Source organism: Corynebacterium sp. HMSC034E11 (assembly GCF_001835905.1).
In the GTDB taxonomy this organism is placed as follows: domain Bacteria; phylum Actinomycetota; class Actinomycetes; order Mycobacteriales; family Mycobacteriaceae; genus Corynebacterium; species Corynebacterium coyleae.
In genome coordinates this window covers 1-21,703 of record NZ_KV826389.1, presented here as the reverse complement: position 1 = coordinate 21,703, position 21,703 = coordinate 1, and the positions used below count along the sequence as shown (strand labels likewise).

The window sequence follows — 21,703 nt, the reverse complement described above, 5'->3', positions numbered from 1 at the left end:
TTTCCTCCTGGCGCTTCTTCTCCAGAAGCTTGGACTGCAGCACGTTGAGCGCCGACGCCTTGTTCTGAATCTGGGACTTCTCGTTCTGGCAGGTCACCACGATGCCGGTCGGAATGTGGGTGATGCGCACCGCGGAGTCGGTGGTGTTCACGCTCTGTCCGCCCGGGCCAGAGGAACGGTAGACGTCCACGCGGATGTCCGAATCCGGGATGTCGATGTGGTCGGTGTGCTCCACGACGGGCAGCACCTCCACCTCTGCGAACGAAGTCTGGCGACGACCCTGGTTATCAAACGGAGAGATACGCACCAGGCGGTGCGCGCCCTGCTCCACCGACAACTGGCCGTAGAGGTAATCGCCGTGCACAACAAACGTGGCGGACTTAATGCCGGCCTCCTCGGCGTAAGAGATGTCGTACACATCCACCTTGTGGCCAGCCTTTTCCGCCCAACGCACGTACATGCGCATGAGCATCTCCGCCCAGTCCGCCGCGTCCACGCCACCGGCGCCAGAGCGGATGTTGACCACGGCCTCGCGCTCGTCGTATTCGCCGGAGAGCATGGTCTGCACCTCAAGCGAATCGATTTGCGCTGCCACGTCCGCCAACTCGTCGTCGGCCATCGAGGGGTCGCCTTCTTCTTCGGCGAGTTCGTACATGACCGGCAGGTCGTCGATACGCGAGCGCAACGACGTGACCTTCTTCAACCGCGACTGCACATTGGAAAGCTCAGTGGTCACCTGCTGTGCGTGCGCCGGATCGTCCCACAGAGACGGGTCGCCGGCTTGGGCCTCGAGTTCGCGGGCGCGCTCGCGGAGCACGTCGAGGTCCATCACCTTCTCGATAGTGGAAAGTGTGGACGAAAGATCCTGAATCCGCGCTTGAGTCTCGGGCTGCATAACCGGGAAGTCTAGCGAACTGCCTGACACAACCTCCACGACGGGATAGAGTGTGCTGCGACCCCACACGGGCGCCCGAGGCATCGGGCTGAGATCGCGCTACGCCTGCGCGAGCACCGTTCGAACCTGTCTGGTTAGCACCAGCGAAGGAAGTAAGGAGAAGGTCGTGCCCCAAACGCATGCCGATATTTATGCCCAGGAAATCCACCCCAAGCACGCATACGCGCCGATTCTGAAGGACGGGCTGGAGGTTCCAGAAACCGCCATCCACCTGGACGACTCCCCTACCGGCCCCAACGAGCCGTTCAAGATCTACCGCACCCGCGGACCGTGGGCCGAGCCGGAAGTTGGCCTGCCGAATCTGCGCGGCGAGTGGATCACCGCCCGCGGCGACGTGGAGGAATACTTCGGCCGCGAGCGCAATTTGCTTGACGACGGCCGCGCTGCCGTCCGCCGCGGCTCCGCCAGCGAAGAGTGGCGTGGTGTCTCCCGCAAACCGTTGCGCGCCAAGCCGGGCAAGCGTGTCACCCAGATGGCCTACGCCCGCCGCGGCGAAATCACCCGCGAGATGGAGTTCGTGGCGCTGCGTGAACACTGCGACGTGGAGAAGGTCCGCGCGGAGGTTGCCGCTGGGCGCGCGATCATCCCGAACAACGTCAACCACCCGGAAAGCGAGCCGATGATCATCGGCAACGCATTTTTGACCAAGATCAACGCCAACATCGGTAACTCCGCTGTGACCTCCTCCATCCGCGAAGAGGTGGAGAAACTGCGCTGGGCCACCCGCTGGGGCGCCGACACCGTCATGGACTTATCCACCGGCAACGACATCCACGCCACCCGCGAGTGGATCCTGCGCAACTCCCCCGTGCCCATCGGCACCGTGCCCATCTACCAGGCTCTAGAGAAGGTCGATGGCATCGCCGAGGACCTGACCTGGGAGATCTTCCGCGACACCGTCATCGAGCAGTGCGAGCAAGGCGTGGACTACATGACCGTCCACGCCGGCGTTCGCCTCCCCTTCGTGCCGCTGACCTCCAAGCGCGTCACCGGCATCGTCTCCCGCGGTGGCTCCATCATGGCCGGCTGGTGCCTCGCCCACCACAAGGAATCCTTCCTGTACGAAAACTTCGACGAGCTCTGTGAGATCTTCTCCCAATACGACGTCGCATTCTCGCTTGGCGACGGCCTCCGCCCCGGCTCCGTCGCCGACGCCAACGACGCCGCCCAATTCGCCGAACTCAAAACCATCGGCGAACTCTGCCGCCGCGCCTGGGACTTTGACGTCCAGGTCATGATCGAAGGCCCAGGCCACGTGCCCCTCAACATGATCCAGGTGAACAACGAGAAAGAACAAGAGTGGTGTGGCGGCGCGCCGTTCTACACCCTTGGCCCCCTGGTCACCGATATCGCCCCTGGCTACGACCACATCACGTCCGCCATCGGCGCTGCCAACATCGCCGCCGGCGGCACCGCCATGCTCTGCTACGTCACCCCGAAAGAACACCTGGGACTTCCCAACCGCGACGACGTGAAAACTGGCGTGATCACCTACAAACTCGCCGCCCACGCCGCCGACGTAGCCAAGGGTCACCCCGGCGCGCGCGACTGGGACGACGCCATGAGCAAGGCACGCTTCGAGTTCCGCTGGCACGACCAGTTCGCCCTCTCCCTCGACCCCGACACCGCGCAGGCCTACCACGACGAAACCCTGCCCGCCGAGCCCGCGAAGACCGCCCACTTCTGCTCCATGTGCGGACCAAAGTTCTGCTCGATGCGCATCAGCCAGGACATTCGCGACGAGTTCGCCGACCAAATCGCAGACCTCGGCATGCCGTCATTCGACTTCTCGGGCGGTGCTGGCGGCGCTGGCGGTGCTGGCGGTGCAGGCCCCGACGCCAAGGCCGGCGAGCGCGAGATGGCTCAGGAGTTCCGCGACTTAGGCTCCAACGTCTACCTCCCCGAGACCCGCGAGGGTGCGCCGACTGCGCCATAATGGCGGCGTGACTGAAGCATTTATCAACGCACACCGTTCCTCCTCCGACGCCGAACTGGCCGCCGCGCTTGTCCAACACGCCGGCGGCCTTGCCCTTCGCATGCGCGCCGAGGGCCTGGGCACGGAGTTCAAAACCTCCGTGTCTGACGTGGTCACGGAGGCGGATCGTGCCGCGGAGCGTTTCGTCGCCAGCGCGCTCGAGGCGCTTCGCCCCAACGACGGCGTCATCGGCGAGGAGGGCGCCAACCGCCCCTCCCGCACCGGCCGCACTTGGGTGATCGACCCCGTCGATGGCACCTACAACTTCTCGCAAGGCTCCGACTACTTCTGTTCGGCGCTCGCTCTTATCGACGACTCCACGTCCCCCACCCCAACCATCTCCGCCATCCACCGCCCTGCACTGGACACGACCTGGGTCGCCGCCGACGGCGAGGCCACCTGCAACGGGGTCGCGTTGCCTACCCTCGCGGACGCCCCGCTCGCCGAGAGCGCCGTGGTGACCTACCTCCACCCCACCTTTATGTCCTCCGACGAGGTTCGCGAACCTTGGCTGCGCGTGGTTTCGGAGGCCGCCACGATCCGCATGCTCGGCGCGGGCTCCGTCGACCTGGCCAATATCGCCGCAGGTCAGATGGGTGCGTGGATGCAGCACTCTGTCCCCGACTGGGATTGGCTGCCCGGCAAGGCGCTCGTGGAGGCCGTCGGTGGCCGCTGCGTCAAGGTCGACGCCGGTGGCGTGACCTGGTGCGTCGCGGGTAACCCCCGCGTGGTCGACGAGATCGCCGCCCGCCTCCGCGGCTAGCGGTCTTTCCCGGCGGACCCGCGCCCCGAGCCCACGAGATCTACGGGAGGCGGAACCCGCCATTCACGGACGGCAGGACCGAGTCCAGGCGCGCCGAGGCGGTCGGCGCGTGGATCGGGCCCTGCAGCGGGCTGTGGCACGCGATGTCGAATGGTGCGCGCCAGGTGCCACCGTTGATCATGCCGATGACGCGGTCGCCGACCATGAGTGGGGCGCCGGAGTCGCCTTGCATGGCGCAGACGTGGTTGACGTTGTGGGTGTCCCAGTCGGTGAAGGTGGGTGCGCAGGTGTAGCCGGAGGCGACGCCTTTCTTGCACACGGTGCCGCCGGGGCGGACGGGGGCGCCGCCGACGTGGTTGGCGGTGATGCCGTCGTAGGTGCGGGTGACTTCGGTGTTTTTGTCCAGGGTGATCACGGCGAAGTCTTTTTGTTTGTCTACCTGGGTGATTGTGCCCGTGGTGCCGAGTTGGGGTGCGTCGGCGGATTTGACCTTGTCTCCGACGTTGCCGCAGTGGCCGGCGGTGAGGGCGACTTTTTGGCCGCGGTCGTTGTAGCCGGCGACGGTGGTGGTGCACATGAACTCGGAGCCGGGGGTGTTGCCGACGTAGAGCGGGGTGCCGGGTCCGTAGAGGGCGTTGCCGCGTGCGCGGGCTTGGTCGGCTTCGGCGGGGACGCGGGGGGCGTCGTGGAAGGATCCGGGGACGCGGTGGAGGACGCGGTCGGCGCCGGGTTTGCCGGCGAGGGCTTTGGAGATGATGTCGGTGCGCCAGATGTAGTTGGGGTCGGCGGTGTCGACGGGCGCTGCGTTTTGTGCCATCGCGGGTGCGGCGTCTGCGCTAAGAGCAGGCGTGACGACGAGAGCGAGGGCGGAGACGGCGGCAGCGACAATGGTGCGGGCCGATGGGAGGCGGCGCATACTTATCCCCTATCAGTGTTTCGAAGGCGCGTGAAGACAACTTTTGCCACAGTAATCACTTGGGCAACATTGGCACCATTCAACCATACGAAGACCCACCCGGGGGTGCTTTCGGGCACGTAAGGTAGGCCCATGGCTGACTTACCGAAACTCACTGGACGCCTCGCAGGTTTCGAGGACACGATCGACAAGACGCGCGACAAGCGCGAAGACCTTTACAAGTGGTTCCACCGGAACCCGGAGCTGTCGATGCAGGAGTTTGCTACCTCGCAACGCATTGAGGAGCTACTCACCGCGATCGGTTACACCGTCACGGCGGTGGGCAAGACGGGCAAGGTCGGCGTGCTGGAAAACGGCGAGGGTCCGGTGGTGTGCTTCCGCGCGGATTTCGATGCCCTGCCGATCAGCGAGGCGACCGGCCTGGAATACTCGGCGGACCCGGCGCTGAACCGGATGCATGCGTGCGGCCACGACATGCACACGACTGCCCTGCTGGGTGCGGCGGAGGCGTTGGCGCAGCACAAGGACCTGTGGTCGGGCACGTTTATCGCACTGTTCCAGCCGGGTGAGGAAACCGGCGCGGGCGCGGTGGATATGGCGCAAGCGGGTTTGGCGGAGAAGATCGTCAAGCCGGATGTGGTGTTGGGCCAGCACGTGGGCCCGTGGATCGACGATTACGGCGTCGGCGCACTGTCCGGCCCGGTGTTTTCCACGTGCGTGCAGACCAAGATCACGATTTTCGGCCGCGGCTCGCACGGCTCGATGCCGCAGCATGGCATCGACCCGGTGGTGCTTGCGGCGAAGGTGATCATGAGCCTGCAGACGATCATTTCGCGCAACATCGATCCGCAGGAGATGGGCGTAGTCACGGTCGGCGCGGTCCACGGCGGCGATTCGCCGAACACCATCCCGGATTCGGTGGAGCTCAAGGTGTCCACGCGCGCGTTTACGCAGGAAATTTCGGACAAGCTTAACGGCGACATCAAGCGCATCGTCCAAGGAGAATGCGCCATTGCGGGTTGCGACCGGGAGCCCACCTTCGAGGTCATTGGCGGCGCCCCGGTGTTTAGTAACCACGAGGAGCCGACGGAGAAGGTCATGGCGGTGTTCCGCGAGCAGTTTGGTAAGCGCGCGGGCAACTTCGGCCGGTTGTCGGGTTCGGAGGACTTCCCCACCATCGCGGAAGCTTGGGGCGTGCCGTACTTCTACTGGGCGGTAGGCAGCAAGAAGGAAATGGAGGGCGCCCCGGCAAACCACTCGCCGCTGTTCGCTCCGGATCTGGACCCGGTGCTGGATCATTCGACGCGCACAATCTTGGCGGCGGTGTCGCCGTGGCTGATGCCGTAGCGAACATGTCGCGGTAGCCGTGTAGGTTGAGCCGCATGAATTCGCATGCGGCACCGCACCCGAACCAGCAACCCGCGCAAACCCAAAAGCAGCGCCTGATCGTGCCTGACCTGGCGCGCGGCACCGCACTGCTTGGCATCGCGATGGCGAATGTGGCGCAGACGTGGATCACGAATGATTGGTCGGAGGATCAGTCGCGTGCGGGCTGGTCGGTGGGTGGTGTCCGCCCGGACAGCGTCATCGACCAGGTCAGCGCCGTGTTCGCCGCGATGTTTATCCACGTGCGTGGCCTGCCGATGTTCTCCACCCTGTTGGGGTTCGGCTTCGGGCTGGTGGCGGCCAGTCTCTACCGCAAGCACTATCCGTTGAAGGATGCGCGGCGGGTGTTGGTTCGTCGATACGCAATGCTCGCATTGTTTGGCCTGGCGCACATGCTTGGCCTGTTTTATGGCGACATTATGTTCACGTATGGCCTGGTGGGCATCTTGTTGGCGTGGGGGTTGTCGTGGTCGTCGAAGACGCTGCGGGTTGTGGCGTATTCGATTCTGGGGCTGTTCACCACGTTCGGGGTGTTAGGTGGTGTCTCGGCGTTCTTCTTCGATTCTTCGGGTGGGTTTATCCAGCCGGATCCGACGATCACGTTTGATACGCCAGCGGCATATTTCTCCTCAAACCTGCAGATGGCGTTGGGCATGTTGGCCATGCAGCCGGTTGCGGCGTTGCAGCTATGGGCGTTGGCGATTATTGGGTTTGTGTGGGCGCGGGAGCGGGTGCTTATCGACGTCACCACGCACCGCAAAACCCTTATCACCTGGACCGTTATCGCCGCGGTGATCATCGTCGGCATCGGCTTGCCGTGGGGCTTGGCGGCCGCGGGTGTGCTGCCGGCGCAGTGGGAGCTGCCGCTGTTCATCCTGAACCAGGCGCTGGGCTACCTCACGGGCCCGGGCATCCTGGCGGCGCTCGCGCTGGCCACGCACCGGTTGAACAACGACGTGCCGGGGTGGGCGCGCGCGTTCGTGGCGCTGGGTAAGCGTTCCATGTCGGGCTATCTGGCACAGTCGGTGCTGTTCGTATTGTTGTGCACCCCGGCGTTTCTGGGCATCGGCCTGGACACCACGGTGACCGGCAAGCTGGGCATTGGCCTGCTGGTGTGGGCGATCACGATTGCGCTCGCGGTGCTGCTGGAGCGCGCGGGCAAGCAGGGGCCGTTTGAGTGGGCTCACCGCCACCTCTCGTATGGCAAGACAGGAAGGATTGAGCCGAAGCATGATCAGGTTTCTATCGCTGGATGAGATGACGCCGCGCCAGGTCCACCAGTTGTACAAGTTGCGGGTGGATACGTTCGTGGCGGAGCAGCAGTCCCCGTACGCGGAGATTGATGATCAGGACGCCAACCCCGAAACGAAGCACATTCTTGCTTTGCTTGACGACGACACCCTCGCCGGCTGCGCCCGCGTCTTCCCCACCGAGACGGGATCGCGCTTTGGGCGTTTCGTGGTCCACCCCGACCACCGCGGCTCGGGCCTTGGCCCGGAGATTGTGCGTGCGGGTATCGAGTACACGGAGCGGTTCCCCGGGGATTTGGTCATCGAGGCGCAGGCCGGCCTTGTCGGCTACTACGAGCAGTTCGGGCTCGTGGCCGAGGGTGAGGAATTTCTGGACACCGGAGTTCCCCACCGCAAGATGCGGATCAAGCGCTAGTCCTGGCGCTAGGCCAAGCGCTAGTCCTGGCGGCGTTCGTCGACAATAGTGTCGCGGTCGCCGCGCTCGAGTTTGAAGCCTTCGGGGAACTTCCAGGAGTCGTCCTCGGCGTCGTATTCGAGTTCGGGGCGCTCCACCTCGTTGCCTTGCGCGTCGTAACCCGGCGCGGGTTTGTTTTCGCCTTCTTCGAGTTTCTCGGCGGTGTCGGTCTTCTCCCAGGTGCGGGAGCGGGTCTTGCGGGCGGCGGCGGAGTCGTCGCTCATGGCCTTGACCAGGGAGTACATCATGACGAAGTACATGAAGAAGAACGGCAGGGCGATGATAATCACGACTTGTTGGAGGGCGTTGATGCCGGAGTCGTTGATAAACAGCAGCGCGCCGGTGACCAGGCCGACGGCGACGACCCAGCCGACGCGGTAGTAGGTGGGTGATTTGTTTTCCTCGCCGGAGGCGAACATGTCCATCACCAGGGCGGCGGAGTCCATGGATGTGACGAAGTAGAACACGATCACAATCAGGGCGACGGTGCCGGTGATGGTGTACAGCGGGTAGTCCGCAAGCAGGGTGAACAATGCTTGTGGGGTGTCGCCGTCTTCCACCACGGGTTTGGTCAGCACGCCGGGGTTGTGCTCTTCCATGTCGATGGCTGCGCGGCCGAAGATGGAAAACCACACCAGGTCGAACGCGGTGGGCAGCAGCAGAGTGCCGCCGATGAATTCGCGGACGGTGCGGCCGCGGGAGATGCGGGCGAAGAACATGCCCACGAATGGCGACCAGCAGATGGTCCATGCCCAGTAGAAGGCGGTCCAGGTGGCGTGCCAGCCGGGATTGTCGTTGTAGGAGTCGACCCAGAACATCAGCTCGGGCAGGGATTGGGCGTAGATGCCGAAGGATTCGGTGATCTGGCCGAGCAGTTTCAGGGTGGGGCCGGTGAGCAGCACGAAGAGCATCAGTGCGATGGTGCCGGCGATATTCAGGTTGGACAGGATCTTCACGCCTTTGTCCAGGCCGGTTGCCACGGAGATGGAGGCGGCGATGGTGATGCCGCAGATGATGGCGATTTGCACCGGGGTGACCAGGGGCACGTCCCAGAGGATGTTCATGCCGGCGGAAATCTGCAGCACGCCCAGGCCGACGGAGACGGCGAGGCCGAAGACGGTGCCGATGATGCCCAGGGCGTCGAGAAGTTTGCCCGGCGCTTCGTACACGCGGCGGCCGAGCAGCGGCGCGAACATGGAGGACATTCGCGCGGGCATTTTGCGCTTATAGACGAAGTACCCCACCGCCAGACCAGGCAACGTGAAAATCACCCACATGTGGATGCCGAAGTGGTAGTAGGTGAACTCGAACGCCTGGATGATCGCGTCGCGGCTCATCGATTCGTAGCCGCCGCGTGGCGGGTTGAAGGCGTGGTTCAGTGGCTCGGCGGCACCCCAGAACATGAGTGTTGCGCCCATGCCGGCGGCAAAGAGCATGCCGAACCAGACGGGGTATGAGTATTCGGGTTCATCGTCGTCGTCGCCAAGCCGCAGGTTGCCGTAGCGGGAGACGAACACACAGATCAAAAAGACCAGCGTGGCAGAAATGCCGCCGACGTAGAGCCACGTGAAGTGGTCCATGAGCCAGCCGGAGACGGCGGCGTAGGTCTTGCGGGCGGTATCGCCAAACGCGATGGTGCCCGCGACGAAGATGAGGATGAACCCCAAGGCGGAGAAGAAAATCAAGGGGTCTGAGTGGAGACGGCGTGGTCGCGCCATAAGGGGTGTTCCTAACTTGTGGGAAACAACTGCATTAACGTGGGCAACCAGCGTACTTAAGTGCTACGATTCGTCCCGCTATGAATACCCAAGAACCCGCTGCTACCAGGGCAGCTGTCGATGAACAAAAACTTCTCGAGCGCTTCATGTGGCTCTCCATCGGCGCCGCCATCCTCACCATTGCACTGAAGGCAACCGCGGCGTGGGTGACGGGTTCTGTGGGTTTTCTCTCGGACACGTTGGAGTCCGGGATCAACCTCGTCGCAGCCGCCGTGGGCCTGTGGGCGCTGAAGCTTTCAGCCAAGCCGGCGGACGACAACCACAACTTTGGCCACTCCCGCGCCGAGTACTTCTCCGCCCAGGTGGAGGGCACACTCATCCTGATCGCCTCTATGGTGATCATTTATACGGCGGTGGATCGCCTGATCAACCCGGTACCGGTGCAGCAGCTCGGCATCGGCCTGGCGTTCTCTATCGTGGCCACACTGTTGAACCTCGGCGTGGGTGTCGCGCTCATCCGTGCGGGTAAGAAGTACCGCTCCACCACCCTGAACGCGGACGGGCACCACTTGATCACGGACGTGTGGACCACGGTGGGTGTCATCGTGGGCATGGCCCTGGTGTGGCTGACTGGCTGGCAGCCGCTCGACCCGATTGTGGCGCTGCTGGTTGGCCTGAACATCTTGTTCACCGGCTACAAGTTGCTCAAGGGTGCGATCCTGGGGCTGCTGTCGCACACGCTGCCCGAGGATGAGCAGAAGGTTGTCCATAACTTTCTGGATGCCTATGCCAAGGACAACGGCGTGACGTTCACGTCGGTGCGTACGGCGGAGGCTGGCCGCGACCGCTTGGTCAACCTGGTTATGCAGGTGCCAGGCTCCTGGACGGTGGATCACTCCCACGATCACGCGGATGCGGTGGAGGAAGGTATCGCCGCAGCGCTTGGTGGCGCGGAGACGATCGTGCACATCGAGCCGCTAGGCCATCCGACGCGTACCGGCCCGCTGCAGATCTAATCCGCATAGGGTGATGTGCATGGATTCGCAGCTTATGGGCAAACCCGAACTCGATTTACGCTGTTATTTTGTCACCGGCCAGGGTGACGACATTGTGGAGCGCGCCCGCGCCGCCGCGGCTGGCGGTGCCGGGGTGGTGCAGGTGCGCTCGAAGCCGATTAGTGCGCGCGACCTGTACGACCTTGCCCGCGAGGTGGCCGAGGCCGTCCACGAGGTGAACCCGAAGACGCAGGTGCTTATCGACGACCGCGTCGACGTCGCCCTAGCACTACGCGACCACGGCATCGCCGGCGTGCACGTGGGCCAAGACGATCTGGACGTGAAGGTAGCGCGCGACCTGCTCGGCCCGGACGCGATCATCGGCCTGACCACCGGCACGATGGAACTGGTTCAGGCTGCGAACGCATACAAAGACGTGATCGATTACATCGGCTGCGGCCCCTTCCGCAACACCCCGACGAAGGACTCGGGCCGGCCTCCCCTAGGCTTCGGCGGCTACCCGCCCCTGGTGGAGGCTGCCCAGGTGCCGCTGGTGGCCATCGGGGACGTGACGGTGGACGACGCGTACCACCTGGCGCTTGCCGGCGTGGACGGGTTGGCCATTGTTCGCGGCATCATGCACGCCGATAATTCCCAGGACTATTGCGAGCGCGTGGTCGCGGAGTTTGAAAGGGGCCAAACGGACCGGGCAAAAGCGCTACCCTGATCGCTGTGAATATCTCGGTTGTCGGTGCTGGCATCATCGGTCTGTCCACTGCGCTTACGTTGGCGGATCGCGGCCATGCGGTCACGGTGTACGACCCGGCACCGGTGTCGGGGGCGTCGCATTATGCGGGTGGGATGCTCGCTCCTACCGCTGAAGTCGTCTATAAGCAAGACCCGCTCTTTCCGCTGATGGCGGCGTCTGCGGCGCTCTACCCGGATCTGATCAAGCTCACCGCGAAGTACTCGGATTTGCCCACGGGCTATCGCACGGAGGGCACGCTGGTGGTCGCGCGCGATGTTGCGGACAAGACGCACCTGGCGGAACTGAGCGAGTATCAGGAAAAGCACGGCATGGCGGTGGAGAAGGTCACCACTCGGCAGGCGCGCGGTCTTGAGCCGGCGCTCTCCCCTGCCATTCACGGTGCGGTGCGGATTGCAGGTGATCACCAGGTGCAGCCGCGCTTGTTTACCAAGGCGCTCATGGACGCCTGCGCGAACGCCGGGGTGACCTTCACGTACGAGCGCGTGGATAGTACGGACAAGCTGGATGGGGATCAGGTGGTCGTCGCTAATGGTCTGGGCGCCCGCGACCTGGTCCCGTTTCTGGATCTGCGCCCGGTGTACGGCGACGTGCTGCACGTGCGTGTGCCGGACCACCAGTATCCGCTGCTGAACCATGTGGTGCGCGGGTTTGTGGAGGACCGCCCGATCTACCTCATTCCGCGCGAGGACCACACGCTGACTATCGGCGCGACCACACGCGAGGACGGCCGCGACCAGCCCCAGGTGCAGGGCGTTCACCAGCTGCTGCGGGATGCGATTGAGGTGGTGCCGGCGGTTGAGGAGTGCGACTTCCTCGAGGCCGGCGCCGGTGCGCGCCCGGGCACGCCGGATGATTTGCCGTACATCGGTCGTATCGACGAGCGCACCGTGGTCTCCACCGGTTACTTCCGGCACGGGATTTTGCTGGCGGCGTTGGGGGCTCGGTGTGGTGCTGGGGTCGTCGAAAAGCAAGAGCCATTCATAGACTTATCCGCATGTGACCCGAGGAGGCACGAATGCAACTAACGCTCAACGGTGAAAAGACCACTACCGAGGCCACGACTGTGCAGGAGTTGGTGGCGGAGGTCGGCGCGCCTGAGGCCGGCACCGCCGTGGCGGTGGACGGTGAGGTCGTGCCGCGCTCGCAGTGGGGGCGGATGCTTATCGACGACGCAGAGGTGGACATCCTCACCGCCGTCCAAGGAGGCTAAACATGCTTGAGATCGCAGGCCAGCAGTTTGAGTCGCACCTGATCATGGGCACGGGTGGGGCGAGTTCCTTTGACATGCTGGAGCGCGCCCTGGTGGCATCTGGAACGGAGATGACCACGGTGGCGATGCGCCGCCACTCGGCGACAACCGGTGCGGGCGAGAGCGTGTTTGACCTGCTCAAGCGCCTGAATATCCGTCCGCTGCCGAACACCGCGGGCTGCCGCACGGCGCGCGACGCGGTGATCACGGCGAAACTCGCGCGTGAGGCGCTGGGCACGGATTGGGTGAAACTAGAGGTCATCGCGGACGACCGCACCTTGCTGCCCGACGTGGTGGAAACGGTCGACGCCTGCGAGATGCTCGTAGACGAGGGCTTTACGGTGCTGGCGTACACCTCAGACGACCCGGTGGCCGCCAAGCGCCTGGAGGATCTCGGTGCTGCGGCGGTGATGCCGTTGGGCTCCCCGATTGGCACTGGACTTGGAATCCTCAACCCGCACAACATTGAGTTGATCTGCTCGCGCGCGCAGGTGCCGGTGCTTATCGACGCCGGCCTGGGCACCGCATCCGACGCCTCCCTTGCCATGGAACTCGGGTGTTCGGGCGTGCTGTTGGCCAGCGCGGTGAACCGTTGCCAGGACCCGGTGGCCATGGCGCACGCGATGCGCCACGCGGTGGAAGCCGGCCGCCTGGCCCGCGCTGCTGGGCGCATCCCGAAGCGCGAGCACGCCGTGGCGTCGTCCACCTTCGACGGTTTGGCCAGCTGGGCCGACTGGGAAGACGCGGTGCTGTAGGGCCGTGCTGCCGGAAAACGAACTCAAGCGCACCGCGCGCCAGATGAACCTGCCCGGATTCGGCCCGGAGCAGCAAGAACGCCTATACGACGCGCACGTGTTGGTCATCGGCGCCGGTGGCCTGGGCTGCCCCGTCATGCAGACGCTGGCCGCCACGGGCGTTGGCAACATTACGGTGTGGGATGACGACCACGTGGACATCACCAACATCCACCGCCAGATCCTCTTCGGCGCCCAGGACGTGGGCCGCAGCAAGGTCGAGGTGGCCGCCGAGCGCCTGCGAGCGCTGCAGCCGGGCATTACCGTCACCCCGGTCAAGGACCGCCTGACCGCCGACAACTTCATCGAAGCGCTTGACGGCATCGACTTACTTATCGACGGCTCCGATACCTTTGCCACCAAATTCCTCGCCGCCGACGCCGCCGAAATCACCGGCACGCCGCTGCTGTGGGGTTCGGTGCTGCGCTACCGCGGCGACATCGCTCTGTGGCACTCCGGCCCCGGCGCGCCAGAGGGTGGCGTGGGCATGCGGGACCTCTACCCCACCCAGCCGGATGCGGATTCCGTGCCGGATTGTGCCACCGCGGGTGTGCTCGGCGTGACCACCTCCGTGGTGGGTGGGCTGATGTCCACCGAGGCCGTGAAGTTCCTCGCGAGCATCGGCGAGGCGGAGATCGGCCGGCTGCACATGTACGACGCGCTGACCACCACCATCCGCCGCTTCACCGTCCCCCGCGACCCGGCGCGCCCTCTGGTCACGCACTTGGCCACCTACACCGACGCCTGCGCCGTGAGCACTGAGGGGCAGTTGCTTTTCGACGACATCACCACCGGCACCGCCCACGCCCTGGACATCCGCGAACCCCACGAGCGGGCGATCGCGGACCTGCCGGTTAACTCCGCCCACCTGCCACTGAGCCAGATCGAGCACAACCCCGATGCCGTTGACCTTGCCTTGGCCGAGTACGTCGAAGGCGACGAGGTGGTGGTCTACTGCGCGGGCGGGGTGCGTTCTGAAAAATTTGTAGAAACCTACGCAGAGCAGGCGAAACAACTCGGAATTGTGCTGAAATCGCTGCCAGGAGGCGTGCAACGCTGGGGATAGCCTGGAATACTTCTGTTATGCAGATCACACGTACAGCCCCAGTAACCGTCGCTGCCGTCGCGATCCTTACCGCCACCGCAGCCCTCGCCCCCTCCGCCGCCGCACAAAACAACGTCGGTACCTACTCCAACCAGAACGGCAACGTGCGTTGCGAGTCCTACCAAGTCGGCGGCGAAACCAAAACCATTTGCGTCTCCGACACCGCCCGCAAAACCCAGCCGGAGTGCAACCCTCCAGAGCAGCTCATCCCCGCAGTGTCCATCAGCCGAGGCTTTACCGGCACCCACTGCTGGAACCAAGGCTTTGTGGGCCAGCCGAAGAAGCTCAACCCGCTGCAGGTGCAGCGCTTCGGCTCCGCGTTCATTGTCCCGGGCTTTACCGGTGAGCTCTACGTCTTCGACACCGCCAACATCGCGCTCGTGCGCGCAGGTTCCACGAACTCCGTGATCTGGAAGTTGCAGCGCTAACCACAAACCACACATCCGTTCGAGAATCCGCCTCCCGGTGTCGGAGGCGGATTTATAATGTCTCCTTGTCCGAACACAACCGAATAAGGAGGCGTTGTTGGGCGAACTGCTCAAAGCCGCAGTGGGGTGCATTGAAGCCCCGTCCCTATTTCCCCGAGAACTGAAAACTTTGATGCAGGTGGCGTTGCTTGCAGACGACACCACTGGCCCCACCCTCACCCCCACCGGCACCGTCCGCCAAGCAACAGCGGGCCGGGTGGAAAACTTCGGTGGGCCCCGCATGACCAACTGGCTGAAGCGCGACATCATCGATGCGACACTGCCCACCTTCACCGGCACGGGTTGGCTCCAGGAGGTCCCCGGCCCCGAAAACGACGGTGCTTACCAACTCAACCTGACACGGTTGAAGCGGCTTCTCGACGAGGCGGAGGCGCACCTTGCCACCGGCGAGCACGACCAGGAAGCGCTCGAGCAGGCGGATCGGGAACTGCCCGGCGACTTCGACACCGCGCCGGAAGATTTGGCCGAGCAGGTGGATCGGATCTTGGTCAGCAACCCGGCGCGGTAGGACGCCGGGTCGGGCACGGCAGGGCGCGACTCCTAGGCCGCAGTCCCCTCCTGACGGCGGATGCGGCCCCGGCGCCCAAACCACGCCGCCACGAAGGAGAGTACGAGTGCGACGAGCACACCGAGGTTCGCGTCCGCCCAGTGCTCCCCAACCAGTGGCAGGAAGTATCCCTGCCAGTTGTTCCAGGAAGCTTCCTCCGCAAACATGTTGGCCACAAGACCCCAACCGATCACCGAGGACACGGCAAGGATCCCGATCGAGGTCCAGTCCACGGCGCCGTAGCGACCTGCCGAATCGTACAACGCCGGCTCGTCGTAATCCTTAGTGCGGGCGAAGATGTCCGCAACGAGAATGCCTGCCCAGCTAGCCAGCGGCACGCCGAGGGTGATCAGGAACGACTGGAACGGCCCAAGGAAGCTTTGGGAGACGAAGACGACCCAGATGGTGCCGATGGTCAAAATGACGCCGTCGATAGCTGCAGCCGCCGGACGCGAGATCTTAATCCCAAGGGTGAGCAGCGTCAGGCCCGAAGAGTAGATGCCCAGCACCCCCCGACGGCGGCAAGCCGTAGATGGGGGTCTCCCCTGCCCTGTATGGCCCTGTAGCGGCCTAACAGGATGTCGCCAGGGTCAGTGTCCAGCGACAGCGCTAAAACCGCTCTAATTCAGCGAAAATCGAAGAATTAGAGCGGTGTTTTTGAAGCGTCCTGGGTTCAGATTCAGGTAACTCAAGGATGAGTGTGAATCCGGGGTTTGTGTCTTTGAGAAGGCCCTTTAGAAGCCTTCAAGTACTTCGTAGAGGGCGGTGGCTAGGGTTAGTCGCCGTCGCTAGCTGTGCTTGGCTGTTAATGTCATGTCGACCAACTGCAGGAAGCGTATAACGTAGTCTTTGACAAAGCCTGCGGTGCCTTCATTGAGATGGCCGGAGTCTTCGAAGAGGGTGGGGGATTGGCCAAGGAATACCTCGGGCTGACCAGGAAGCGGCATATCGAAGTAGGACAGGGCGAGCCGGAGGTTCTTCTGTGAACTGTAGCCGCCCATGCGGCCTACAGAGTGACTGATGATACCTGCGGGAAGGTTCTTCCAAGCCACATCCGAGTTGGGCTTGGAACCGATGTCCACTGCATTCTTGAGACAGGCAGGGATAGTACGGTTATTTTCCGGGGTAACAAAGAGGACGCCGCTCGAGTTCTTGATGGTGTCGCGGAAAGTGGTGTACTCAGCTGGAATGGGCTTGTCCGTGACCGAGGGGTCATCGTAGTCGAAGTCATAGAGCGGCAAGTCACGGATTTCAACGATGTCTGCCTGGTAGTTTTCAGGGATCATTGTGAGCACTTCGTGTGCAATCTTGCGCGCAAATGAGCCGCGGCGCAGGCTGCCGACGATAACACTAATGCGTGGGGTGGTCATAGGAAGTCCTTTCTTCTTAGTTGGGCGTAGGTACGTGCGATCAAGGGAGAAAAGGCTTGCAGCCAAAGGCAGGCGGTGGCCCGGCGGCGTGGGCGGCAGTAAGAAAGTTATCCACTTTGTCTTCTTCATGGCGGAAGTACAGTTCGATGAGTCCTAACAGTCCCCCGAGGACGGCCTCCCGTGCGGCGGACGTATCCAAAAGCCGCATGGCTGCTGGTTGGTTTCCTTCGCGGATGGCTTCAAACAGCGCGATGGTCTCAAGCCAGCTTCCTTGGTCTGGTCGTGGAAACGGTTTAGAAATCCCAGTCATCATCACTCGTTTCTTCAGCGGTGCCAATGACATAGGAGGAACCGGAGCCGGAGAAGAAGTCATGGTTTTCATCTGCTCCAGGTGCTAGGGCAGCGAGGATTTCCGGGTTCACTTCCGTTTCTTCAGGTGGGAAGTAGTCCGGGTAGCCCAAATTCATGAGCGCCTTATTGGCGTTATAGCGAACGAATACAGCTACATCATCCATGAGCCCCAACGGCTCATATAGCTCGCCGGAATAATCCAGCTCTAGGGCATAAAGCTCTTCGAGCAAGGAAATAGTGAAATCATGCATCTCCTGTTGCCGTTGTGGAGCAGACGTTTCCAGTCCGCGCTGGTACTTGTAGCCTGAGTAGTAACCGTGCACTGCCTTGTCACGCAGAATGAGGCGAATCATGTCTGCCGTATTTGTCAGGGTGGCGTGGACGGAAAAATGCAGGGGAAGATAGAAACCCGCGTAGAGAAGCAGCGAGGAAAGCAGCGTCGATGACACTTTGCGCTTGAGTGGATCGGGTCCAAAATAATGAGTGAGCACTTTTTTGGCGCGTGCCTGGAGAAGGTCATTATTCACCGCCCAGCGGTATGCCTCATCAATTTCTTTCGTACTGCTCAAAGTAGAAAACACTGAAGAGTAAGAACGGGCATGGACTGATTGCATGAAGGCGATGTTGGTATACACGGCCTCCTCGTGCTCGGTGCGGGCATCTTGGATCTGACAGATTTCGCCCACAGTGGCCTGGACGGTGTCCAGGGTGGTGAGTCCCGTGAACACCCGCATGGTGAGGTTGCGTTCCTCCGGTGTCATCCTCTGCCACGCCGGGAGATCGTTTGAAAGTGGAACCTTTTCTGGCAACCAAAAGTTGGCGGTGAGGCGGTTCCACACTTCAAGATCCTTCTCATCGCTCACCCGATTCCAATTGATGGCGCGGATGCGGGCTGAAGGGTCATGCCGGTAACTTGGCGGCGTAACTGAGATGCTGGTTAGCTCAGCAGTGTTTGATGTTGAAGACATAGCTTCTTTCTTTCTTGATGGATGGTTGTGAATGAAGGAAGGACCGTGTTCCTACAGAGCACAGGAAACGCAGCCTTCGACCTCGGTTCCCTGGAGTGCAGGTTGGCGTAAACGGATGTAGTACAAGGTCTTGATTCCGGCTTTCCAGGCATAGATTTGTGCCTTGTTGATGTCCCGCGTAGTGGTGTCAGCGGTGAAGAACAAAGTCAGGGAAAGCCCTTGGTCCACGTGTTGGGTGGCCATAGCGTAGGTGTCGATGATTTTTTTGTACCCCACGGTGTAGGAGTCATCGAAATACTCCAAGTTGTCGTTGGTCATTTCCGGTGCGGGGTAGTACACGCGCCCCAAGCGGCCTTCCTTGCGTATTTCAATCTTGGAGGCAATCGGGTGTATGGACGCGGTGGAGTCATTGATGTAGGAAATTGATCCAGTGGGTGGAACTGCCTGCAAGTAGGCGTTGTAGATGCCGTCTTGCATCACTTGGTTCTTGAGCCGTAGCCAATCCTCGCGTTGAGGAATCTGCACGCCAGCCTCATGGAATAGCTGTTTTACGTGGTCAGTGGCCGGCGCCCAGTCTTGGTCGATGTACTTGTCGAAGTAGACGCCAGTGGCATAGGTGGATTCTTCAAAGCCAGTGAATCGTTGACCTTTCTCAACCGCTAGCGCATGGGATGCACGGAGCGCATGATAGGTCACGGTCAGGAAATAGATATTTGTAAAGTCCAGTGCTTCGGCGCAGCCATAAGGAATACGCTTGGAAGCCAGGAAACCGTGGAGATTCATTTGGCCCAACCCGATGGCATGCATGGATGCATTACCGTGAGCGATGGAAGGAACAGCTTCGATATTTGTTAGGTCTGAGACCTTCGTGAGAGCGCGCACCGCGGTTTCAACAGTTTCCCCAAAGTCCGGTGATTCAAAAGCTTTAGCGATGTTGAGCGACCCTAGATTGCAGGAAATGTCCTGGCCAACGGTGGTGTAGTTACCTGAGGCGCCGTAGGTGGATGGCGTGTTGACCTGGAGGATCTCACTACACAGATTGGACATATTGATATGTCCTTTGAGGGGATTAGCGCGGTTGACCGTATCCTCAAAGAGTATGTAGGGGTATCCAGATTCAAACTGAAGCTCAGCCAGCGTGGTGAAAAACTCGCGGGCCTTGATAGTCGTATGAGAAATTCGCGGATTGGAAACCAGCTCGTCGTAATACTCGGTGATAGACATGTCAGACATGGCTACGCCGTACTCGCGAGCGATGTCATACGGGCTAAAAAGATGCATATCCTTGTTCTCTTTGGCCAGCTGGAAGGTTATATCTGGAATAACAACTCCCAGCGAAAGAGTCTTAATGCGGACTTTCTCATCGGCATTTTCCCGCTTGGTATCCAGGAAACGAAGAATATCTGGATGGTGCGCATGTAGGTAGACGGCTCCAGCGCCCTGTCGAGCGCCCAATTGGTTGGCATAGCTGAAGCTATCTTCCAGAATTTTCATGACTGGGACTACGCCGGAAGCTTGGTTCTCAATCTTTTTGATTGGGGCTCCGGATTCGCGCAGATTGCTCAGTAACAAGGCCACACCACCGCCGCGTTTTGAAAGCTGCAGTGCAGAGTTCACGCTGCGGCCAATGCTTTCCAAATTGTCTTCGATGCGAAGGAGGAAGCAGGAGACCATTTCGCCACGCTGGGCTTTTCCTGCGTTGAGAAAAGTAGGGGTGGCGGGCTGGAAGCGTCCGGTCATGATGTCATCCACCAGCTTCTCCGCAAGCTCTTCATCGCCCTGTGCAAGGTACAAAGCTGTGGTGGCGACGCGTTCTTCGTAGCCTTCCAGAAATCGCGAGCCATCAAAGGTTTTCAGTGCGTATGAAGTAAAGAACTTAAATGCGCCGAGGAAAGTGCGGAACTGATGCTTGGCTCGGTGGGCTCTGTCGTACATAGTGCACAGAAAATCGTCATCATAAAGCTCAAGGAATTCCCGCTCGTAGTATTCGTTATCAACCAACCACTCCAAGCGCTGCTTGGTGGATTCAAACTGATGCATGCGGGGAGTGACATGGTGCGCTAAAAAGTCTTGTGTTGCCTCAATGTCCTTGTCGAACTGGATTCTTCCCGAATCGTCGAATAGGTTCAGCTGCGCGTTGAGTGCATGGTAGCTCTTGCGCTTACCGACACCGCCGGCATCGTCTGCTGAAGCGGTGCGGGGCGTAGGGCCAATGGGCTGTGTGGGGGTGGCCTTAAGTGGCGGCATTGTGGTTTCCAATCTGTGTGTTGCGGATGTGGTCTTCATTTTGTGGGAAATCAATGGGGTGTAATTGTTAGTTGCTTTGCTGCTCCCAAAACTTGTGAAGGCCCTGCTTTACAGCGGCAACGTCCTTCTGCGTGCCGAGTAGCTCGAAGTGATACAGCTCTGGAACGTGGCACTTAGCGGAAATGATGCGGCCGGCGACGCAGTAAGCGCTTCCGAAGTTGGTATTGCCTGAGGTAATCACGCCCCGGATAAAGGAACGGTTGATTGGGTCATTGAGGAAGTCGATGACCTGTTTGGGGACTGCGCGTTTGAGCGAGCCACCGCCGTAGGTTGGAACGATGAGTACGTACGGGTGTGAAACCTGGATCATTCCGGTTTTCTTGGGCCGCAGTGGAATGCGCACTGCGGGTCTATCTAAGCGTTCGACGAATCTTTTTGTGTTTTCAGAAACGCTAGAAAAGTACACCAAATCTGGTGAGTCTGACATGACAATCCTGCTCATCCTGGCCTTAGCCATAAGTGGGATAGGTGATGATCGAAAAGATTAACTACGTACTACCGTAGTTGCAAACTACGCCGCACCGTAGTTTTTAAAAGGGCAGGTAGGGACCGGATTAATGAGAAAGGGAAAGACTACAGGCTGTGGTGTGCTACAAACACTGCGTCCGTAGCTGGGCGCCCAAGTACTACCCACTGAGTACTGTCGGCTACCTGTACTTCGAGCGATTCTGAAAAGGGCGTTCCTTCGCGCGTGGTAAGAACAGCCCCAATGACGATGCCTTGCTCTTTGAGGAAGGCCAGCAGTTGTGGGTCGGAATCAGAAATGCGTTCCACGGTCACCTGCGGTTGTGCGCCGCTGTCGGTGAGACGGTGCGCACTGGGGATAGTGACCTGTCCATCAACCGTAGGGATAGGGTCGCCGTGTGGATCCCTAGTGGGGTAATTGAGGAACTTATCCACGCGCTCTATGAGCATGTCAGACACCGCGTGTTCAAGATTTTCGGCTTCATCATGGACCTCGTCCCACGTATAATCCAATGCTTGAACCAAAAAAGACTCAAGCAATCGGTGGCGGCGCACCATGACCAATGCGTACTGCCTGCCAAGTTCGGTTAACTCCACAGAGCCATAGGGCGTGTGTGACACGAGCCCTTGCTTCGACATTTTGCGCACTGCATCGGAGACCGAGGAGAGCTTGAGTCCCAGCTGTTTCGCTATAAGTGTGGCGGTAACGGGCTCGGATGACCATTCCTTTAGCCCCCAGATAGCTTTCAAATAGTTCTGGGTACTGGTGGACAGCTCAGAAACAGACATGAGTAAATGCTAACCCAGCTTCCGTATGCGCCTTAGGCGCTGTGCCCCAACGCTCAGGTTGCGTCCCTTAGTGTGGTGTAACGCTTGCT

General features: G+C 61.3%; 23 protein-coding genes and 1 riboswitch. Of the genes, 13 read left to right on the top strand and 10 right to left on the bottom strand.

The genetic code is table 11. The features are described 5' to 3' along the window. Window positions 1–895, bottom strand: an 895-nt coding sequence (gene prfB, locus HMPREF2690_RS02960; protein ID WP_070820141.1) for a peptide chain release factor 2, incomplete at its 3' end; no start/stop codon positions are given. Between the two features lie 57 nt (window positions 896–952). Next, a riboswitch (TPP riboswitch) is annotated at window positions 953–1,064 on the top strand. Between prfB and thiC the strand changes: the two genes are divergently transcribed. Together thiC and HMPREF2690_RS02950 are read left to right on the top strand one after the other, a co-directional pair. Next, on the top strand, window positions 1,062–2,891 hold the full coding sequence (thiC, locus tag HMPREF2690_RS02955; protein ID WP_070820151.1) for a phosphomethylpyrimidine synthase ThiC: 1,830 nt from the start codon (window positions 1,062–1,064) through the stop codon (window positions 2,889–2,891). (Overlaps the previous riboswitch by 3 nt.) 7 nt (window positions 2,892–2,898) lie before the next feature. Next, on the top strand, window positions 2,899–3,693 hold the full coding sequence (locus HMPREF2690_RS02950) for an inositol monophosphatase family protein (protein ID WP_246819500.1): 795 nt from the start codon (window positions 2,899–2,901) through the stop codon (window positions 3,691–3,693). 40 nt (window positions 3,694–3,733) lie between these two features. On the opposite strand, the gene HMPREF2690_RS02945 is transcribed toward HMPREF2690_RS02950, so the two are convergent. Next, window positions 3,734–4,609, bottom strand: a complete 876-nt coding sequence (locus HMPREF2690_RS02945; RefSeq protein ID WP_246819499.1) for a chymotrypsin family serine protease — start codon at window positions 4,607–4,609, stop codon at window positions 3,734–3,736. 132 nt (window positions 4,610–4,741) lie between these two features. On the opposite strand from HMPREF2690_RS02945, the gene HMPREF2690_RS02940 reads away from it, so the two are divergent. Genes HMPREF2690_RS02940 through HMPREF2690_RS02930 form a run of 3 tightly spaced genes read left to right on the top strand, consistent with a single transcriptional unit; the run spans window position 4,742 to window position 7,660 of the window. Further along, a complete protein-coding gene (locus tag HMPREF2690_RS02940; RefSeq protein WP_070452085.1) occupies window positions 4,742–5,956 on the top strand; it encodes an amidohydrolase in 1,215 nt (404 codons plus the stop codon). Between the two features lie 35 nt (window positions 5,957–5,991). Beyond that, a complete protein-coding gene (locus HMPREF2690_RS02935; protein WP_070820139.1) occupies window positions 5,992–7,251 on the top strand; it encodes a DUF418 domain-containing protein in 1,260 nt (419 codons plus the stop codon). After that, window positions 7,226–7,660: a GNAT family N-acetyltransferase gene (locus HMPREF2690_RS02930; protein WP_070820138.1), complete on the top strand. Its 435-nt coding sequence runs from the start codon at window positions 7,226–7,228 to the stop codon at window positions 7,658–7,660. The genes HMPREF2690_RS02935 and HMPREF2690_RS02930 overlap by 26 nt, the downstream gene beginning before the upstream one ends. A gap of 20 nt (window positions 7,661–7,680) precedes the next feature. Here HMPREF2690_RS02930 and HMPREF2690_RS02925 read toward each other — a convergent pair whose 3' ends face one another. Then, on the bottom strand, window positions 7,681–9,417 hold the full coding sequence (locus HMPREF2690_RS02925) for a BCCT family transporter (protein WP_083320293.1): 1,737 nt from the start codon (window positions 9,415–9,417) through the stop codon (window positions 7,681–7,683). An 80-nt stretch (window positions 9,418–9,497) separates the two neighbouring features. On the opposite strand from HMPREF2690_RS02925, the gene HMPREF2690_RS02920 reads away from it, so the two are divergent. The 8 genes from HMPREF2690_RS02920 (at window position 9,498) to HMPREF2690_RS02885 (ending at window position 15,325) form a co-directional block, all read left to right on the top strand. Continuing rightward, complete coding sequence (locus tag HMPREF2690_RS02920; protein WP_070820137.1) at window positions 9,498–10,433, top strand: cation diffusion facilitator family transporter; 936 nt, start codon at window positions 9,498–9,500, stop codon at window positions 10,431–10,433. Between the two features lie 34 nt (window positions 10,434–10,467). Further along, complete coding sequence (locus HMPREF2690_RS02915; protein WP_070483064.1) at window positions 10,468–11,139, top strand: thiamine phosphate synthase; 672 nt, start codon at window positions 10,468–10,470, stop codon at window positions 11,137–11,139. A 5-nt stretch (window positions 11,140–11,144) separates the two neighbouring features. Further along, window positions 11,145–12,206 (top strand): glycine oxidase ThiO, encoded by a 1,062-nt coding sequence (thiO, locus tag HMPREF2690_RS02910; RefSeq protein ID WP_070820136.1) that lies wholly within the window; start codon window positions 11,145–11,147, stop codon window positions 12,204–12,206. Next, window positions 12,197–12,391, top strand: coding sequence for a sulfur carrier protein ThiS (gene thiS / locus HMPREF2690_RS02905; RefSeq protein WP_070820135.1), 195 nt, complete (start codon window positions 12,197–12,199; stop codon window positions 12,389–12,391). Before thiO ends, thiS begins: the two co-directional genes overlap by 10 nt. A gap of 2 nt (window positions 12,392–12,393) precedes the next feature. Then, complete coding sequence (locus tag HMPREF2690_RS02900; RefSeq protein ID WP_070820134.1) at window positions 12,394–13,185, top strand: thiazole synthase; 792 nt, start codon at window positions 12,394–12,396, stop codon at window positions 13,183–13,185. A 4-nt stretch (window positions 13,186–13,189) separates the two neighbouring features. Then, window positions 13,190–14,290, top strand: coding sequence for a ThiF family adenylyltransferase (locus tag HMPREF2690_RS02895; RefSeq protein ID WP_256380946.1), 1,101 nt, complete (start codon window positions 13,190–13,192; stop codon window positions 14,288–14,290). 17 nt (window positions 14,291–14,307) lie between these two features. Beyond that, a complete protein-coding gene (locus HMPREF2690_RS02890; protein ID WP_070422538.1) occupies window positions 14,308–14,757 on the top strand; it encodes a hypothetical protein in 450 nt (149 codons plus the stop codon). Between the two features lie 97 nt (window positions 14,758–14,854). Next, the gene (locus tag HMPREF2690_RS02885) at window positions 14,855–15,325 is read left to right on the top strand and encodes a hypothetical protein (protein ID WP_070820133.1); all 471 of its coding nucleotides are present in this window, start codon (window positions 14,855–14,857) and stop codon (window positions 15,323–15,325) included. A gap of 32 nt (window positions 15,326–15,357) precedes the next feature. On the opposite strand, the gene HMPREF2690_RS02880 is transcribed toward HMPREF2690_RS02885, so the two are convergent. The 7 genes from HMPREF2690_RS02880 to HMPREF2690_RS12490 all read right to left on the bottom strand — a co-directional run bounded on the left by HMPREF2690_RS02880 (window position 15,358) and on the right by HMPREF2690_RS12490 (window position 21,614). Next, window positions 15,358–15,873 carry a cytosine permease gene (locus tag HMPREF2690_RS02880; protein ID WP_141743335.1) on the bottom strand — a complete coding sequence of 172 codons (516 nt, stop codon included), beginning with the start codon at window positions 15,871–15,873 and terminating at the stop codon, window positions 15,358–15,360. A gap of 279 nt (window positions 15,874–16,152) precedes the next feature. Then, a complete protein-coding gene (locus HMPREF2690_RS02875; RefSeq protein WP_022862715.1) occupies window positions 16,153–16,734 on the bottom strand; it encodes an NADPH-dependent FMN reductase in 582 nt (193 codons plus the stop codon). A 40-nt stretch (window positions 16,735–16,774) separates the two neighbouring features. Then, a complete protein-coding gene (locus HMPREF2690_RS11885; RefSeq protein WP_133065267.1) occupies window positions 16,775–17,047 on the bottom strand; it encodes a hypothetical protein in 273 nt (90 codons plus the stop codon). Beyond that, window positions 17,028–18,053: a class 1b ribonucleoside-diphosphate reductase subunit beta gene (gene nrdF, locus HMPREF2690_RS02870; protein ID WP_034666259.1), complete on the bottom strand. Its 1,026-nt coding sequence runs from the start codon at window positions 18,051–18,053 to the stop codon at window positions 17,028–17,030. The genes HMPREF2690_RS11885 and nrdF overlap by 20 nt, the downstream gene beginning before the upstream one ends. 51 nt (window positions 18,054–18,104) lie before the next feature. Beyond that, entirely contained in the window at window positions 18,105–20,300 is a 2,196-nt protein-coding gene (nrdE, locus tag HMPREF2690_RS02865) for a class 1b ribonucleoside-diphosphate reductase subunit alpha (protein ID WP_052205721.1), read from the bottom strand. A 67-nt stretch (window positions 20,301–20,367) separates the two neighbouring features. Next, a complete protein-coding gene (gene nrdI / locus HMPREF2690_RS02860) occupies window positions 20,368–20,817 on the bottom strand; it encodes a class Ib ribonucleoside-diphosphate reductase assembly flavoprotein NrdI (RefSeq protein ID WP_052093126.1) in 450 nt (149 codons plus the stop codon). Window positions 20,818–20,933: 116 nt separating this feature from the next. After that, complete coding sequence (locus HMPREF2690_RS12490; RefSeq protein ID WP_022862719.1) at window positions 20,934–21,614, bottom strand: metal-dependent transcriptional regulator; 681 nt, start codon at window positions 21,612–21,614, stop codon at window positions 20,934–20,936. Window positions 21,615–21,703 lie beyond the last annotated feature (89 nt).

What these genes read in the sequence shown, in the direction of transcription:
- HMPREF2690_RS02945 (WP_246819499.1), bottom strand. Translation starts at nt 4,609, where the DNA reads ATGCGCCGCCTCCCATCGGCCCGCACCATTGTCGCTGCCGCCGTCTCC.
- HMPREF2690_RS02940 (WP_070452085.1), top strand. Translation starts at nt 4,742, where the DNA reads ATGGCTGACTTACCGAAACTCACTGGACGCCTCGCAGGTTTCGAGGAC.
- HMPREF2690_RS02935 (WP_070820139.1), top strand. Translation starts at nt 5,992, where the DNA reads ATGAATTCGCATGCGGCACCGCACCCGAACCAGCAACCCGCGCAAACC.
- HMPREF2690_RS02930 (WP_070820138.1), top strand. Translation starts at nt 7,226, where the DNA reads ATGATCAGGTTTCTATCGCTGGATGAGATGACGCCGCGCCAGGTCCAC.
- HMPREF2690_RS02925 (WP_083320293.1), bottom strand. Translation starts at nt 9,417, where the DNA reads ATGGCGCGACCACGCCGTCTCCACTCAGACCCCTTGATTTTCTTCTCC.
- HMPREF2690_RS02920 (WP_070820137.1), top strand. Translation starts at nt 9,498, where the DNA reads ATGAATACCCAAGAACCCGCTGCTACCAGGGCAGCTGTCGATGAACAA.
- HMPREF2690_RS02915 (WP_070483064.1), top strand. Translation starts at nt 10,468, where the DNA reads ATGGGCAAACCCGAACTCGATTTACGCTGTTATTTTGTCACCGGCCAG.
- thiS (WP_070820135.1), top strand. Translation starts at nt 12,197, where the DNA reads ATGCAACTAACGCTCAACGGTGAAAAGACCACTACCGAGGCCACGACT.
- HMPREF2690_RS02900 (WP_070820134.1), top strand. Translation starts at nt 12,394, where the DNA reads ATGCTTGAGATCGCAGGCCAGCAGTTTGAGTCGCACCTGATCATGGGC.
- HMPREF2690_RS02890 (WP_070422538.1), top strand. Translation starts at nt 14,308, where the DNA reads ATGCAGATCACACGTACAGCCCCAGTAACCGTCGCTGCCGTCGCGATC.
- HMPREF2690_RS02875 (WP_022862715.1), bottom strand. Translation starts at nt 16,734, where the DNA reads ATGACCACCCCACGCATTAGTGTTATCGTCGGCAGCCTGCGCCGCGGC.
- HMPREF2690_RS11885 (WP_133065267.1), bottom strand. Translation starts at nt 17,047, where the DNA reads ATGATGACTGGGATTTCTAAACCGTTTCCACGACCAGACCAAGGAAGC.
- nrdF (WP_034666259.1), bottom strand. Translation starts at nt 18,053, where the DNA reads ATGTCTTCAACATCAAACACTGCTGAGCTAACCAGCATCTCAGTTACG.
- nrdE (WP_052205721.1), bottom strand. Translation starts at nt 20,300, where the DNA reads ATGCCGCCACTTAAGGCCACCCCCACACAGCCCATTGGCCCTACGCCC.
- nrdI (WP_052093126.1), bottom strand. Translation starts at nt 20,817, where the DNA reads ATGGCTAAGGCCAGGATGAGCAGGATTGTCATGTCAGACTCACCAGAT.
- HMPREF2690_RS12490 (WP_022862719.1), bottom strand. Translation starts at nt 21,614, where the DNA reads ATGTCTGTTTCTGAGCTGTCCACCAGTACCCAGAACTATTTGAAAGCT.